General features: G+C 74.8%; 1 protein-coding gene. It reads left to right on the top strand.

Annotation, left to right across the window (positions count from 1 at the left end):
* Positions 1 to 16,614: type I polyketide synthase (locus ACFV2X_RS50150; protein ID WP_385629757.1), on the top strand; the 16,614-nt coding region annotated here is incomplete at its 5' end.
* Positions 16,615 to 16,765: the final 151 nt, after the last annotated feature.

The following is a 16,765-nucleotide window of genomic DNA, read 5'->3' on the forward strand; positions in this document are numbered from 1 at the left end:
CCGGTCGTGGAGGTCGAGGCGTGGCTGGAGCGTTGGGGTGGCCGGGTGTCGGTCGCGGCGGTCAATGGGCCTCGCTCGGTGGTGGTGTCGGGTGACCGGGAGGCGTTGGATGAGCTGGTCGAGGAGCTGACGGGCGAGGAGGTGCGTATCCGGCGGATCGCGGTGGACTACGCGTCCCACTCCGCGCACGTCGAAGAGCTTCACGAAGAGCTGCTGGACCGGCTGGCACCGCTGTCTCCGCGCACGGCGGAGGTGCCGTTCTTCTCCACGGTGACCGGTGACTGGCTCGACACCACGGGTATGGACGCGGACTACTGGTACCGCAATCTTCGGCAGACGGTCGGCTTCGAACCGGCGATCCGCGCCCTTCTGGCGCAGGAACACAGGGCGTTCATCGAGGTCAGCTCCCACCCCGTACTCACCGTCGGGGTCCAGGAGACGGTGGACGACACCGACTGCCAGGCCGTCGTCTGCGGCACGTTGCGCCGCGACCACGGCGGTCTCGACCGGTTCCTCACCTCGCTGGCCCAGGCGTTCGTGCGCGGTGTGCCGGTCGACTGGGCGGGCACGTTCGCGGACTTCGACACCCACCATGTGGAACTGCCCACCTACGCGTTCCAGCGGGAGCACTTCTGGGCCATGCCCGCCGGGCCGGACCCGGACGGCCGGGCGGACCCGGAGGACACCCGTTTCTGGACCGCGGTCGAGCAACAGGACATCGCGTCCCTGACCTCCGCCCTCCATATCGACGAGACCTCGCTGGCCGCGGTGTTGCCCGCGCTGTCGTCCTGGCGCCGGCGGCGCCAGGACCGGGCCACCGTGGACGGCTGGCGCTACCGGGTCGCCTGGCGCCCGCTGCGCGGCGTCCCCACCGCGTCCCTGTCCGGCACCTGGCTGGTCGTCACCGCCGAGGGCATCGCGGACGGCGAGGTGACCGCGGCTCTCGCGGGACACGGCGCGGACGTACGCCGACTGGCGCTGGACGAATCATGCGCCGACCGCGCCGTGCTGGCGGCGCGCCTCAGCGACGTCACATCACCCTCTGAGGACGGCTCCCCGGGCCTCGCCGGGGTCGTCTCCCTGCTCGCCGCCGCCGAGGAACCGCACAGCGACCACCCCGCGCTGGCCAACGGCCTCGCCCTGACCGTGGCCCTGGTCCAGGCCCTCGGTGACGCGCGTATCGACGCGCCGCTGTGGTGCCTCACCCGGGGCGCGGTGTCCGCCGGACGCTCCGACCGCGTGACGAGCCCCGTCCAGGCCCAGGTGCACGGCGTCGGCTGGACGGCCGCGCTCGAGCACCCCGACCGCTGGGGCGGTCTGGTCGATCTGCCCGAGACCTTCGATCAGCGCGCCGCCCAGCGGCTGGCAGCGGTACTGGCGGGGGCCACCGGCGAGGACCAACTCGCGATCCGCGCCTCCGGTGTGCTCGCCCGGCGTGTCGTGCGCGCGTCCGCGGGCGACACCGAACCGGACCGGCGCTGGACCCCGCGCGGGACCACGCTGATCACCGGCGGCACCGGGACCCTGGCGCCGCATCTGGCCCGCTGGCTCGCCGGGCAGGGTGCCGAGCACATCGTGCTGACCAGCAGGCGGGGCATGGCCGCGCCCGGTGCGCCCGCGCTCGTGGCCGAACTGGCCGAGCTGGACGTCGAGGTCGAGGTCGTGGCGTGTGATGTCACCGACCGCGCGGCGCTCGCCGCCCTGCTGGCGCGGCTCAAGGAAGACGGCCGTACGGTCCGTACCGCCGTGCACACGGCCGCGAGCATCGCGCTGCACAGCCTGGACGAGACCACCATGGCCGAGTTCGCCGAGGTCATCAACGCCAAGGTGGCCGGGGCCCGGCACCTGGACGAACTGCTCGACGGCGATGAACTCGACGCCCTCGTCCTCTACTCGTCCACGGCCGGAACCTGGGGCAGCGGCCGCCACGCGGCCTATGTGGCGGGCAACGCCTTCCTCGGCGCGCTCGCCGACCACCGCCGCGCCCGCGGACTGCCCGCCACCTCGCTGGCCTGGGGCATCTGGTCCGATGACACCCGGCTGGGCCGGGTCGACCCGGAGCAGATCCGCCGCAGTGGCCTGGTCTTCATGGACCCCGAGCCGGCCCTGGCCGGGCTGCGGCAGGCCCTGGACGACGACGAGTCCGCGCTGGTCGTCGCCGATGTCGACTGGGAGCGCTACTACCAGGTCTTCACCTCGGTGCGGCCGACGCGCCTGTTCGACGAGGTGCCCGAGGTACAGCGGCGGGCGGAGGCCGCCGAGCCGTCCGGTAGCGCCCAGGGTGAGTTCGCGGCGAGGCTGCAGTCCCTGCCCGCCGCCGAGCGGGACCGGCTGCTGCTGGAGCTGGTCCGTACCGAGGCGGCGGCGGTCCTGGGACATGGCTCGCCTGAGGCGCTTACGGAAGAACGGGCCTTCCGCGATATCGGGTTCGACTCGCTGACCGCGGTGGATCTGCGCAACCGGCTCGCCGCCGCCACCGGCCTGACGCTGCCGACCACCCTGGTCTTCGACCACCCGAGCCCGGCCGCCCTCGCCACGTATCTGCGGGTGCTGATCGCCGCCGACCGGGACGCACCGGCCGGGTCCGGCCTCGCGCCCGCCGCCGCGGTCGCCGACGACGAGCCCATCGCCATCGTCGGCATGAGCTGCCGTTACCCGGGAGGTGTGGCCTCCCCCGAGGAGTTGTGGGATCTCGTCGTCGGCGGAGGAGACGGCATCACCGGTTTCCCGGCGGACCGCGGCTGGGACGCCGATGCCCTCTACGATCCGGACCCGGACCGCAAGGGCAGGACGTACTCCACCCAGGGCGGTTTCCTGCACGACGTGGCCGACTTCGACGCCGCGTTCTTCGGGATCTCGCCGCGCGAGGCCGTGGCGATGGACCCACAGCAGCGGCTGCTGCTGGAGACCGCGTGGGAGGCGTTCGAACGTGCCGGTGTCGACCCGGCCACGCTGCGCGGCAGCAACACCGGGACGTTCATCGGCGCCAGTTACCAGGACTACACCACGGGTGTGCGGGGGGCCGCCGAGGGCTCCGAGGGCCACATGATCACCGGCACTCTGTCCAGTGTGCTGTCGGGCCGGGTGTCCTATGTGTTCGGGCTCGAGGGCCCCGCGGTCACCCTGGACACGGCGTGCTCGTCCTCGCTGGTGGCGCTGCATCTGGCCTGTCAGTCGCTGCGTGACGGGGAGAGCTCCCTCGCCCTGGCGGGCGGCGTCAGCGTGATGGCCACCCCCAGCGCGTTCGTGGGCTTCAGCAGGCAGCGGGCGATGGCCGCCGACGGCCGGTGCAAGGCGTACTCCGACGCGGCCGACGGCATGAGCCTGGCCGAGGGCGTCGGGCTCGTCCTGATCGAGCGGCTGTCCGACGCGCTGCGCAACGGCCACCCGGTGCTCGCGCTGGTCCGCGGCTCCGCGATCAACCAGGACGGCGCGTCGAACGGGCTGACCGCCCCCAACGGCCCGGCGCAGCAGCGGGTCATCCGGCAGGCCCTGGCCAACGCCCGGCTCACCGCGGGAGAGATCGACGCGATCGAGGGCCACGGCACGGGCACCGCGCTCGGCGACCCGATCGAGGCCCAGGCGCTGCTGGCCACCTACGGGCAGGACCGCGAACGCCCGCTGCTGCTCGGCTCGGTCAAGTCCAACATCGGCCACACTCAGATGGCCTCCGGCATGGCCGGTGTGATCAAGATGGTCATGGCCATGCGCCGGGGGCTGCTGCCGCTCACCCTCCATGTCGATCAGCCCTCCTCCCACGTGGACTGGTCGGCCGGCGCCATCGAGCTGCTGACCGGACCGGTCGAGTGGCCCGCCACCGGGCGCCCCCGGCGGGCGGCCGTCTCCTCCTTCGGCCTCAGCGGCACCAACGCCCACACCGTGCTCGAACAGGCACCTGGGGCGGCGGAGCCCGCAGAGCCCACCGACGATGGCGCCCTCTCCGCCCCGGCGCCCGTCACCCTCTCCGCCCGCGGCGACGAGGCCCTGCGCGCCCAGGCGGCCCGGCTGCTCTCGCTGCTGGAGACACGGCCCGAACTGCCCCTGAAGGATGTGGCTTTCTCCCTGGCCACCACCCGCTCCGCGCTGGAGCGGCGCGCCACGGTCGTGGCGGCGGACCGGGCGGAGCTGCTGAGCGGCCTCTCCGCGCTGCGCGACGGAGACCCGCACGCCGCCCTCCTCCAGGGAGGCGTGGCCGGTGGCCGGACCGCGTTCCTCTTCTCCGGCCAGGGCAGCCAGCGGGCCGGGATGGGCCGGGAGTTGTACGAGGCGTTCCCGGTGTTCGCCGAGGCCCTGGACGAGATGTGCGCGCATCTGGACGGCCACCTCGAACGGCCGCTGCGCGAGGTGCTGTTCGCCGAGGAGGGGACGGCGGAAGCGGAGCTTGTGGACCGCACGGGCTGGACGCAGCCCGCCCTGTTCGCCATCGAGGTGGCGCTGTACCGCCTCGTCGAATCCTGGGGGATCACGGCCGACTATCTGGCGGGTCACTCGATCGGCGAGATCGCCGCCGCGCATGTGGCGGGGGTGCTGTCGCAGGCCGATGCGTGCGCACTGGTGGCGGCCCGGGCCCGGCTGATGCAGGAGCTGCCCCCGGGCGGGTGCATGGTGGCGATCGAGGCGGCGGAGGACGAGGTCGTCCCCCAACTGGGCGAGGGAGTGTCGATCGCGGCAGTGAACGGGCCGCGTTCGGTGGTGGTGGCCGGTGAGGAGTCCGCGGTCGAGCAGATCGCCGCGCGGTTCGCCGAGGAGGGCCGTAAGACCCGGCGGCTGACGGTCAGCCACGCCTTCCACTCACCGCTGATGGAGCCGATGCTGGCCGAGTTCCGTCAGGTCGCGGAGGGGCTTTCGTATGAGGCCCCGCGTATCGCCCTGGTCTCGAACCTGACCGGAGGGCCGGCCTCGGCCGAGGACGTGTGCTCGCCGGAGTACTGGGTGGAGCATGTGCGCCGCACCGTGCGGTTCGCCGACGGGGTGGAGTGGCTGGCCGGGCAGGGCGTCACCGCCTTCCTGGAGCTGGGCCCCGACGGGGTGCTGAGCGCGATGGCCCAGGAGAGCCTGGCGGACCGGCCGCGTACTGCGCTGCTCCCGGTGCTGCGCAGGGGCCGTGCCGAGGTGTCCGCGCTCGTCTTCGCGCTGGCGCGGCTGCACACCCACGGCGTCGGCGTGGACTGGACCGCCTTCTTCGCCGGATCCGGGGCGCACCGCGTCGACCTGCCCACCTACGCGTTCCAGCGCCGCCGCTTCTGGCCCGAGACCGTCGCCGGGGCGGACGGCGACGGTGTGACGGACGCGGCGCGGGCCGAGGACACCGAGTTCTGGTCGGCCGTGGAACGGGCCGACCTGGAAACCCTGTCCTCTGCGCTCGATCTGGACGACGGTGTGCTGACGGCGATGGTGCCCGCGCTGTCGACCTGGCGCAAACAGCGCCGCGACCGGTCCGCCACCGACAGCTGGCGCTACCGCGTCACCTGGAAACCCGTCACCGGCAACGCGTCCAGTGCCCCCGCGCTCTCGGGGCGCTGGCTGGTCGTGGCGCCGCCCGGCGCGGCCGAGGACGCGTGGGCGCGCGCGGTCCTCGACGGCCTCGGCGTGCCGACCGTACTGGTCGAGTCCGCGGCCGAGGACCGGGCCACGCTGGCCGAGCTGCTGGGCCAAGCCGACACCGAGGGCATGGGGTTCACCGGCGTCCTGGCGCTGCCCGCGCACCACACACCCGGCGACGAGGGCGATCCGGCCACGGACGCGGCGCGGGCCGCCACCGTGGTCCAGGCCCTGGGCGACGCGGGCGTCGAGGCCCCGCTGTGGTGCCTCACCCGGGGCGCCGTGTCGATCGGCCGCTCCGAGCCGGTCCTCGATCCGGCGCAGGCCGCGGTGTGGGGACTTGGCCGGGTGGCCGCCCTCGAACACCCGGAGCGCTGGGGCGGCCTTGTCGACCTGCCCGCGGATCCCGAGCCGAAGGCCGTACGCCGACTCGCCGGGGTGCTGGAGCGGACCGGCGGCGAGGACCAGGTGGCGGTGCGCGCGTCCGGCGCCTACGCACGGCGGCTGACCCGCATCCCGGCTGAACCCGCCACTGACCAGGGGGAGTTCACCCCGACCGGCACCGTACTGATCACCGGCGGCACCGGTGCCCTCGGCGGGCACCTCGCCCGCTGGCTGGCCGCCGAGGGCGCCGCGCATCTGGTGCTCCTGAGCCGCCGGGGGCCGAGCGCGCCGGGTGCGGACGACCTCGTCCGGGAGCTGACCGAGCTCGGCGCCCGCGTCACCGTCGAGGCATGCGACGCCGCGGACCGCGACACGCTGGCCGCCGTGCTGGACCGGATCCCTGCCGACACCCCGCTGACGGCCGTGATCCACACCGCGGGCGTCCTGGACGACGGGGTGGTGGACGCCCTCACCCCGGACCGGTTCACCGCCGTGATGCGGTCGAAGGCGCGGGCCGCCCGCAACCTCGACGAGCTGACCGAGGACCACGGCCTCGCCGCGTTCGTCCTGTTCTCCTCGGTCGCGGGCACCATAGGCGCCCCGGGGCAGGGCAACTACGCCGCGGCCAACGCCTATCTGGACGCCCTGGCCCAGCGCCGCCGGGACCGCGGTCTGACCGCCACCTCCCTCGCCTGGGGACCGTGGGCCGAGGCCGGGATGGTGGCCGACGGCGCGGCGCTGGAGGGCCGCGTACGCCGGGGCGGCTACACGCCAATGCCCCCACGGCTGGCCGTCGCCGCGCTCCGACAGGCCCTCGAACGCGACGAGCGGGCGTTGACCGTCGCCGACATCGACTGGGACCGCTTCCTCGACGTGTTCGCCACGGCACGGCCCGCGCCCCTGGTGGCGGACCTGCCGGAAGCACGGCGCGCCCGGGAGGCGACGGACACCGGCCGCGGCGGCGCGCTGTCGGACGGGCAGGGGCTGCACGGCCGGCTGACCGGCCTCCCCGAGGCCGAGCGCGGCGCGTACGTACTGGACCTGCTGCGCGGCCGGGTGGCCGCCGTACTCGGACACGGCGACACCACGGCCATCGCCCCCGACCAGGCATTCCGGGATCTGGGCTTCGACTCGCTCACCACGGTCGAGTTGCGCAACGCGCTGTCGGCGGAGACCGGGCTGACCCTGCCGTCCTCCCTGGTCTACGACTACCCCACGCCGTACGCGCTGGCGGACTTCCTGCTCGCCGAAGTGCTCGGCGCGGCGGTGGACACCGCGCTGGCCCCGACGGCTGCGGCGGCGCCCTCCGCGGCCGACGACCCGATCGCCATCGTCGGTGTCAGTTGCCGGTTCCCCGGCGGCGTGGCGTCGCCCGAGGACCTGTGGCGGCTGCTCGCCGACGGCGGCGACGGCATCACACCGTTCCCCACCGACCGGGGATGGGACCTCGACGCGCTCGCGGGCGGCGCCTCCGCCACGCGGGAGGGCGGTTTCCTGCCCGGCGCGGGCGACTTCGACGCCGCGTTCTTCGGGATCTCCCCGCGCGAGGCCCTTGCCATGGACCCCCAGCAGCGGCTGCTGCTGGAAACCTCCTGGGAGGCGCTGGAGCGGGCCGGGATCGACCCCGCCACCCTCCGGGGCAGCGACACAGGCGTGTTCGTGGGCACCAACGGGCAGGACTACGCGGGTGTGCTGCGCAAGGCCACCGCCGATGTGCGCGGCCATGTGGCCACCGGCAACACGGCCAGCGTCATGTCCGGGCGGCTGTCGTACACCCTGGGGCTCGAAGGCCCGGCGGTCACGGTCGACACCGCCTGCTCGTCCTCGCTGGTGTCGCTGCACTGGGCGGCCCAGGCGCTGCGGCGCGGTGAGTGCTCGCTCGTCCTGGCCGGTGGCGTGTCGGTGATGTCGAGCCCGGACTCGTTCACCGAGTTCAGCGTGCAGGGCGGACTGGCCCCCGACGGCCGGTGCAAGGCGTTCGCCGACGCCGCCGACGGCACCGCCTGGTCCGAGGGCGTCGGGGTGCTGGTCCTGGAGCGGCTGTCGGACGCCGTACGCAACGGGCACGAGGTCTGGGGCGTGGTGCGCGGCACCGCGGTCAACCAGGACGGCGCGTCCAACGGGCTGACGGCGCCCAACGGTCCCGCGCAGCAACGGGTGATCCGGCAGGCCCTCTCCGATGCGCGGCTGACGCCGGCCGACGTCGACGCGGTGGAGGCGCACGGCACCGGCACCACCCTGGGCGACCCCGTCGAGGCACACGCCCTGCTCGCCGCCTACGGCCGGGAGCGCCCGGAACCGCTGCTGCTGGGCACCGTGAAGTCCAACATCGGTCACACCCAGGCCGCGGCCGGGGTGGCGGGTGTCATCAAGATGGTCATGGCGATGCGACACGGTGTGCTGCCCAGGACCCTGCATGTGGACATGCCGTCCTCGCATGTGGACTGGGCATCGGGCGCGGTGTCGCTGGTGCGCGAGGCCACGCCGTGGCCGCGGACGGGCCGGCCGTGGCGGGCCGGTGTGTCGGCCTTCGGCGTCAGTGGCACCAACGCCCATGTGATCGTCGAACAGGCGCCGATGGCCGAACCTTCCGAGCCGTACGAGCCCGAACGGATCCCGGCCGTGGTGCCATGGGTGGTCTCGGGCCGTGGCCCCGAGGGCTTGAGCGCGCAGCTCGACGGGCTCACCTCTTTCATCGAAAGGAGCGATCCGCGGCCGTCCCCCGTGGCCGTGGGGTACACCCTGGCCACCGGCCGCCCGGCGTTCGACCACCGCGCGGTGCTGCTGGCCACCGGCGACGGAGTCACGGAGGCGGCCCGCGGGGTGATACGCGCGCCCGGCGGCAGGACGGCGTTCCTCTTCTCGGGCCAGGGCAGCCAGCGGCCCGGTATGGGACGGGCACTCCACGACCGCTACCCGGCCTTCGCCGAGGCGCTGGACGACGTACTGGCCCATCTGGACGTGGAGCTGGACCGCCCGCTGCGGGAGGTGTTCTTCGCCGACGCCGGGACGGCCGAGGCCGAGCTGCTGGACCGTACGGGATACACCCAGCCGGCCCTGTTCGCCGTCGAAGTGGCCCTGTTCCGGCTGCTGGAGTCGTGGGGAGTACGGCCGGACCTGCTGGCCGGCCACTCCATCGGGGAACTGGCGGCGGCCCACGTCGCCGGGGTGTTCTCGCTCGCCGACGCGTGCCGGCTGGTGGCGGCGCGGGCACGGCTGATGGAGGCGCTGCCGGCCGGTGGCGCGATGGTCTCGCTGGAGGCGGCCGAGGACGAGGTCTCCCCGCTGCTGGCCGGACACGGCGAGCTGGTGTCCATCGCGGCGGTCAACGGCCCCACCGCGACGGTGATCGCCGGTGACGAGGAGGCGGTGGCGCGGATCGCCGCGCGGCTGGAGTCCCGCGGGCGCAGGACCAGGCGGCTGCGGGTCTCGCACGCCTTCCACTCGCCGCTGATGGAGCCGATGCTCGACCCGTTCGCCACGGTGGCCGGACACCTGGCGTACCAGGAGCCGCGGATCCCCGTCGTCTCCACCCTGACCGGCCGCCTCGCCACGGCCGAGGAGCTGTGCTCACCCGCGTACTGGGTGCGCCAGGTGCGGGAGACCGTACGGTTCGCCGACGGCGTACGCACCCTGCGGGACGCGGGCGCGACCGCCTTCGTCGAGCTGGGCCCGGACCGGGTGCTGGCCGCGATGGCCCGGCACACGCTGGCCGATGAGCGGCCCGAACCGCTGGTGGCCCCGCTGCTGCGCGCGGACCGCGACGAGGAGACCGAGATCACGGTGGCGCTGGGCGCGCTGTATGTGCACGGGATGCCGGTGGACTGGTCGGCGTACTTCGGCGGCACCGGCGCGCACCTGACCACCCTGCCGACGTACGCCTTCCAGCGCGAGCGTTTCTGGCCCGAGTTGGCACCGGGCGCGGCGGAGAGCGCGGTGGTCGATCCGGTGGACGCGGAGTTCTGGTCGGCCGTGGAGCGGGAGGACCTGGAGTCGCTGGCGGCCACGCTGGAGGTGGACGGCGATTCGCTGACCGCGGTGGTGCCCGCGCTGTCGTCGTGGCGCCGGTCCCGCCACGACGAGTCCGTCGTGGACGGCTGGCGTTACGAGGCGAGCTGGACACCGCTGACCGGCCCGGCCTTCGCCGGGACGCCGGTCGGCGCCCTGGAAGGCACCTGGCTGCTGCTCGTCCCCGCCCCCGACGACGCCAGGGTGGTCGACGAGGAGTGGTTGGCGGCCGTCGCCGAGACGTTGGGTCAGGGGGAATCGGGCACCGTACGCATCGAAGTGGCGGACGCGGACCGGGCCGCCCTGGCCGCACGGCTTGGTGAGATGCGGGAACAGTTCGCGGGTGTGCTGTCCCTGCTCGCCCCCGGGCGGACCGGGCCCGAAGCCACCGCGCTGACCTGCGCCTTGATCCAGGCATTGGGCGACGCGGGCATTGAGGCACCCCTGTGGTGCGCCACCGTGGGCGCGGTCCGCGTGGGCCGCGGTGACGGCCCGGCGGATCCGGGGCAGGCCGCGGTATGGGGCCTGGGCCGGGTGGCCGCGCTGGAACACCCGGAGCGCTGGGGCGGGCTCGTCGACCTGCCCGGCTCTCTCGACCAACGGGCCCGCGCCCGGCTCACGGCCGTACTGGCGGGCGGCGCGGGCGACCCCGCGGAGGACCAGCTCGCGGTGCGCGCCGGCGGGGTGTTCGGCCGACGTCTGGTGCGGGCCGCGGCGCCCGTCCCCGACGGGCGGTGGCGGCCACGGGGCACCGTCTGGGTCACGGGTGGCACCGGCGACGCGGCAGGACAGCTCGCCCGGTGGCTGGCCGCGGAGGGGGCCGAGCATCTGGTGCTGACCGGCCCGCAGGACCGCGACGGGCCCGACATCGCAGAACTGGCCGCCGAACTCGCCGAGTCGGGTGTCCGGGTGACCGCGCGGGCGTGTGACCCGGCCGACCGCGGCGCCCTGGCGGCGCTGCTCGACGAGTTGCCGCCGGACGCGGTCGTGCACGCCGGACAGCCCGACCTGTCACCCGTCGCGCCCGGCGCCACGGACCGTATCGACGCGCTCGGGCCCGCCCCGCTCGCGGCGGCGCTGGCGGACCGGACCGCGGAGGCGGCGCACCTCGACGAACTGCTGGGCGACCGGCCCCTGGACGCCTTCGTGCTGCTCACCTCGGTCGCCGGGGTATGGGGCGTGGCGGGGCGGGCCGCCGACGCGGCCGTGGACGCCGCGCTCGAAGCGCTGGCCCGCCGGCGCCGGGCACGCGGGGCCCCGGCCACCTCGGTGGCCTGGAGCGCCTGGGACACGTCACCCACCGACACCCCCGACGGGATGGCGGCACATCTGCGACTCAGCGGACTGCCCGCCCTGCCGCCGCGGCTGGCGGCGACCGCGCTGGGCCGGGCGGTGGACGGCGAGCCGGCCGCGGTGACGATCGCGGACGTGGCCTGGGACCGGTTCGCTCCGGCGTTCACCGCCGTACGGCCGAGCGCGCTGTTCGCCGCGCTGCCCGAGGCCCGTACGGCGCTGGCAGCCGCGGCGGCCGAGCGGGACACCGACGTTGCCGGCGCCACGGGCACGGCGGCCGAGCTGCGGACCCGGCTGCTGGGCCTGCCCGGCGTCCAGCGCTCCCACGCCCTGCTGGACTTGGTGCGCGGCGAGGTCGCCGAGGTGCTGGGCCATGCGGGTGCCGAGGCGATCGAGGCCGACCGGGCATTCTCGGACCTCGGATTCGACTCGCTGACCGCGGTGGACCTGCGCAACCAGCTGACCCGGGCCACCGGTCTGCCCCTGCCCACCACCCTCGCCTTCGACCACCCGACCCCGGCGGCGCTCGCCGGCCACCTGTACGCCGAACTGCTCGGGCAGGACGGCGCCGACGACACGGCGTCGCTGCCCGCCCGTACCGCCGACGACCCGATCGTGATCGTCGGCATGAGCTGCCGCTACCCCGGCGGTGTGCGCTCGCCCGAAGACCTGTGGCAACTGGTCGTGGACGAGGCCGACGCGATCGGACAGCTGCCCACCGACCGCGGCTGGGACCTCGACACGCTGAGCGGCGGCACCCGGGACGGACGCGGGCGCAGCACGGCCCAGTCGGGCGGGTTCCTCTACGACGCCGCCGACTTCGACCCGGGCTTCTTCGGTATCGCGCCGCGCGAGGCCATGGTGATGGACCCGCAGCAGCGGCTGGTGCTGGAGGCAGCGTGGGAGGCGCTGGAGCGGGCCGGTGTCGACCCGCATACGCTGCGCGGTGGCGATACGGGCGTCTTCGTCGGCGCCACCAGCGGCGACTACCGCCCGCCCGCCGACCAGCGCGGCCACGCCCAGACCGCGCAGGCGGCCAGCCTGATCTCCGGCCGCCTCTCCTACAGCTTCGGCCTGGAGGGCCCGGCGGTGACCGTGGACACCGCCTGCTCCTCGTCCCTGGTGGCGCTGCATCTGGCCGCCCAGGCGCTGCGCTCGGGCGAGTGTTCGCTGGCACTGGCCGGTGGTGTGACGGTGATGTCCACGCCCGTGGGTTTCGTGGAGTTCAGCGACATGGGCGCCCTGTCCCCGGACGGCCGGTGCAAGGCGTTCGCCGAGGCCGCGGACGGCACCGGCTGGTCCGAGGGCGTCGGCATGCTCGTGGTGGAGCGGATGTCCGACGCCCGGCGCAACGGGCACCGCGTCCTGGCGGTCCTGCGCGGCTCGGCGGTCAACCAGGACGGCGCCTCGAACGGGCTGACCGCCCCCAACGGCCCCTCGCAGCGCCGGGTCATCCGCCGCGCCCTCGCGAACGCCGGACTGTCCCCCGCGGACGTGGACGTGGTCGAGGCCCATGGCACCGGCACCACCCTCGGCGACCCGATCGAGGCCCAGGCGCTGCTGGCCACCTACGGCCAGGACCGCGACCCCGACCAGCCCCTGCTGCTCGGCTCGGTCAAGTCCAACATCGGGCATACGCAGTCGGCGGCGGGCGTCGCGGGCGTGATCAAGACGGTCATGGCGATGCGCCACGGAGTGGTGCCCAGGACCCTCCATCTGGACGCCCCCAGCTCGCATGTGGACTGGTCGGCGGGCGCCGTGGAACTGGCCGCCGAGGCCACCGCGTGGCCGGGGACCGGGCGGCCGCGCCGGGCCGGGATCTCCTCGTTCGGCGCCAGTGGCACCAACGCCCACGCGATCATCGAGCAGGCGCCCGACGACGAGCCCGCCCGGACCCCGGCCGCGCCGCGGCGTGACGGCGCGGCGTGGCCCGTCGCCCTGTCGGCCCGTACCCCCCAGGCGCTGCGCGACCAGGCCCGGCTGATGCTCCACCATGTCACCGCGGACCCGGATCTCGGCCTCGCCGACCTGGCGTTCTCGCTGGCCGCCACCCGGTCGGCCTTCGAGGAGCGGGCCGCGGTGCTGAGCGCGGACCGCGACGAGTTGATCGAGGGCCTGGCGGCGGTGGCGGACGGACGCCCGTCCCCACGGGTGATGGAGGGCACCGCGGCCGGTGGCCGGACCGCGTTCCTCTTCTCGGGCCAGGGCAGTCAGCGGGCCGGGATGGGCCGGGAGCTGTACGAGACCTTCCCGGTGTTCGCCGAGGCGTTCGACGCGGTGTGCGCGCATCTGGACGCCCACCTGGAACGGCCGCTGTCCGAGGTGGTGTTCGCGGAGCCCGGTTCGGCCGAGGCGGAGGCGCTGGACGAGACACGGTGGACCCAGCCCGCGCTGTTCGCGGTGGAGGTGGCGCTGTTCCGGCTGCTGGAGTCCTGGGGGATCGTCCCGGACTATCTGGCGGGGCATTCGATCGGCGAGATCGCGGCCGCCCATGTGGCGGGGGTGTTCTCGCTGCCGGACGCGTGTGCCCTGGTGGCCGCGCGCGGCCGGCTGATGCAGGAGCTGCCGCCCGGGGGAGCGATGGTGGCGTTGCAGGCCACCGAGGAAGAGGTGGCTCCCCATCTGGGCGAGCGGGTCTCGGTCGCGGCCGTGAACGGTCCGCGGTCGGTGGTCGTGGCGGGCGACGAGGCCGCCGTACGGGATGTGGCGGCCAGGTTCGAGGAGCAGGGCCGCAAGACCAGACGGCTGGCGGTCAGCCATGCCTTCCACTCCGCGCTGATGGAGCCGATGCTGGCGGAGTTCGGGCGGGTCGTACGCGGTCTGTCGTTCGAGGCGCCACGGATCGCGCTGGTGTCCAATCTGACGGGCGATGTGGTGTCGGCCGAGCGGGTGCGCGCGCCGGAGTACTGGGTGGAGCACATCCGCCGTACGGTGCGGTTCGCCGACGGTGTCAGCCGGCTCGCCGCCGAGGGCGTCACCACCTTCCTGGAGGTGGGGCCCGACGCCGTACTGACCGCCATGGCGCAGGAAACCCTCGGCGAACGGTCGGCCGACGCGCTTCTCGTCCCCGCGCTGCGCAGGACGCGTGGCGAGGAGACCGCCCTGGTGGCGGCGGTGGCCCGGCTGCACACCCACGGCGTCGGCGTCGACTGGGCGGGCTTCTTCGCCACCTCCGGCGCCCGACCGGTCGACCTGCCGACCTACCCCTTCCAGCACCAGCGCTTCTGGCCCGAGAACCCCGAGGACGCCGTCGGTCAAGAAGCCACGGCCCTCGATACGGCGGACGCGGACTTCTGGGCCACCGTGGAACGGGCCGACCAGGCGGACATCGCCTCGCTGGCGACGACGCTCGACGTCGACGACGAGGCGTTGACGATGGTCCTGCCCGCGCTCTCGTCCTGGCGCCGCCGACGCCACGAGCAGTCGGTGGTCGACAGCTGGCGCTACCGGATCGGCTGGAAGCCGCTCACCGGCCCGGCCCCGGCCGCCCCCTCGGGGACCTGGCTCGCCGTGGTCCCGGCCGGACACGCCGAGGACCCCTGGGTGAACGCGGTGGTCGCGGCGCTGGGCACCGAGACGGTACGGCTGGAGGTCACCGGACCGGACCGCGCGGCGCTGGCCGAGCGGCTGCGGGCACGGATGGCCGAGGGGCCCCGGCCCGTCGGCGTGGTGTCGCTGCTGGCCGTGGCCGACTCCACGGGGCCGGTCGTCCCGCCGGGACTCGCCCTGACCGCCGTACTGGTGCAGGCCCTGGGCGACGCCGAGGTCGAGGCCCCGCTGTGGTGTGTCACCCGGGGCGCGGTGTCGGTCGGCCGTACGGAGCGCGTGGCCGACCCGCGGCAGGCCGCGGTGTGGGGGCTCGGCCGGGTGGCCGCGCTCGAGCACCCGCAGCGCTGGGGCGGGTTGGTCGATCTGCCCGAGGAGCTTGACGGGCGGATCGCCGCCCGGTTCGCCGCGGTGCTGGGCAAGACCGGCGGCACGGAGCCGGCCGAGGACCAGGTCGCGGTGCGCGCGTCGGGCGTGTTCGGCCGCCGACTGCAACGGCCGGTCGGCGCCTCGCCGGAGGGCGGCTGGCGGCCCTCGGGCACGGTGCTGGTCACCGGCGGCACCGGGACACTGGGCGGCCATGTCGCCCGGTGGCTGGCCCGCAGTGGCGCCGAGCACATCGTGCTGGCCAGCCGCAGCGGCCCCGGGGCCGAAGGAGCGGAGGAGCTGCGGTCCGAGCTGGCCGGGACGGGGGTTCGGGTGTCCATCGTGGCCTGCGACGTGGCCGACCGCCGACAGGTGGCGGACCTGCTGGCGGGCATCCCCGGCGACTGCCCGCTGACCGCTGTGGTGCACGCGGCGGGGGTGCTGGACGACGGGGTCCTCGACGGTCTGTCGCCCCAGCGGTTCGAGACGGTGTTCCGGTCCAAGGTGGAGTCGGCGACCGTCCTGGACGAGCTGACCCGGGACCTGGACCTGACGGCCTTCGTGCTGTTCTCCTCCGCGTCCGGCGCCGTGGGCAACGCGGGCCAGGCCAACTACGCCGCCGCCAACGCGGTACTGGACGCGCTGGCCGAGCGGCGCCGGGACCAGGGCCTGCCCGCCACCTCGGTGGCCTGGGGCGCCTGGGCCGGTGGCGGCATGGCGGCGAGCGCCCGCGCCGAGGAGACGTCGCACCGCACCGGGGTGGCCGCGATGGCCCCGGAGGCGGCGCTGTCGGCCATGTGCAGCGCGGTGGGCTCCGATGAACCCACCTCCGTGGTCGCCGATATCGACCAGGCCCGGTTCATCCACGCCTTCACCACCCTGCGGCCCAGCCCGCTGCTGCGGGAGCTGCCCCGGTACGCCGAGCTGACCGCGGGCGCCACGGTCTCCCCGCACGACCAGGCGTCGGCCGCGGCCGAGCTGCGGGAGCGGGTGCTCGGGCGGGCGGCGGCGGAGCGGCCCCGGGTGGTGCTGGACCTGGTCCGCGCCCAGGTCGCCGGGGTGCTGGGGTATACGGGGCCCGAGGCCGTCGGTGCCGACCGGGCGTTCAAGGACCTCGGCTTCGACTCGCTGGCCGCGATCGAGCTGCGCAACCAGCTCACCGCGACCACCGGGCTGAGCCTGCCCGCCACGCTCGTCTTCGACCACCCCACGCCCGTCGCCCTCGCCGAGCATGTGCTGCGGGAGCTCGTACCCGAAACGGCCGGTGGTTCGCCCGCCGACGAGCGGGAGAACGAGATCCGGGCGCTGCTGACCTCCGTACCTCTCGCCCGGCTACGGGAGGTCGGGCTGCTGGAGCCCCTGCTCCAGCTGGCCGGCCAGCCGGCGGCGACGGCGGAGCAGGCGCCGGGGGACTCGATCGACGCGATGGACCTGGACGACCTGGTCAGGGCCGCGCTCGACGGCAACGAGCACTGACCGCAAGCCGGGGGCGGCCCCCGGGCTCGTCGAGCGGACGGGCCCGGGGGCCTCTCGTATGCCGCCGGCCCCCGGACACGCCACGGCTGCCGCGCGCCCCCGGACACGCTCCGTCCGTCGGCGTTCCCCGGACACGCCACGGCCCACCGGC

Source organism: Streptomyces sp. NPDC059679 (genome assembly GCF_042734105.1).
Classification (GTDB): domain Bacteria; phylum Actinomycetota; class Actinomycetes; order Streptomycetales; family Streptomycetaceae; genus Streptomyces.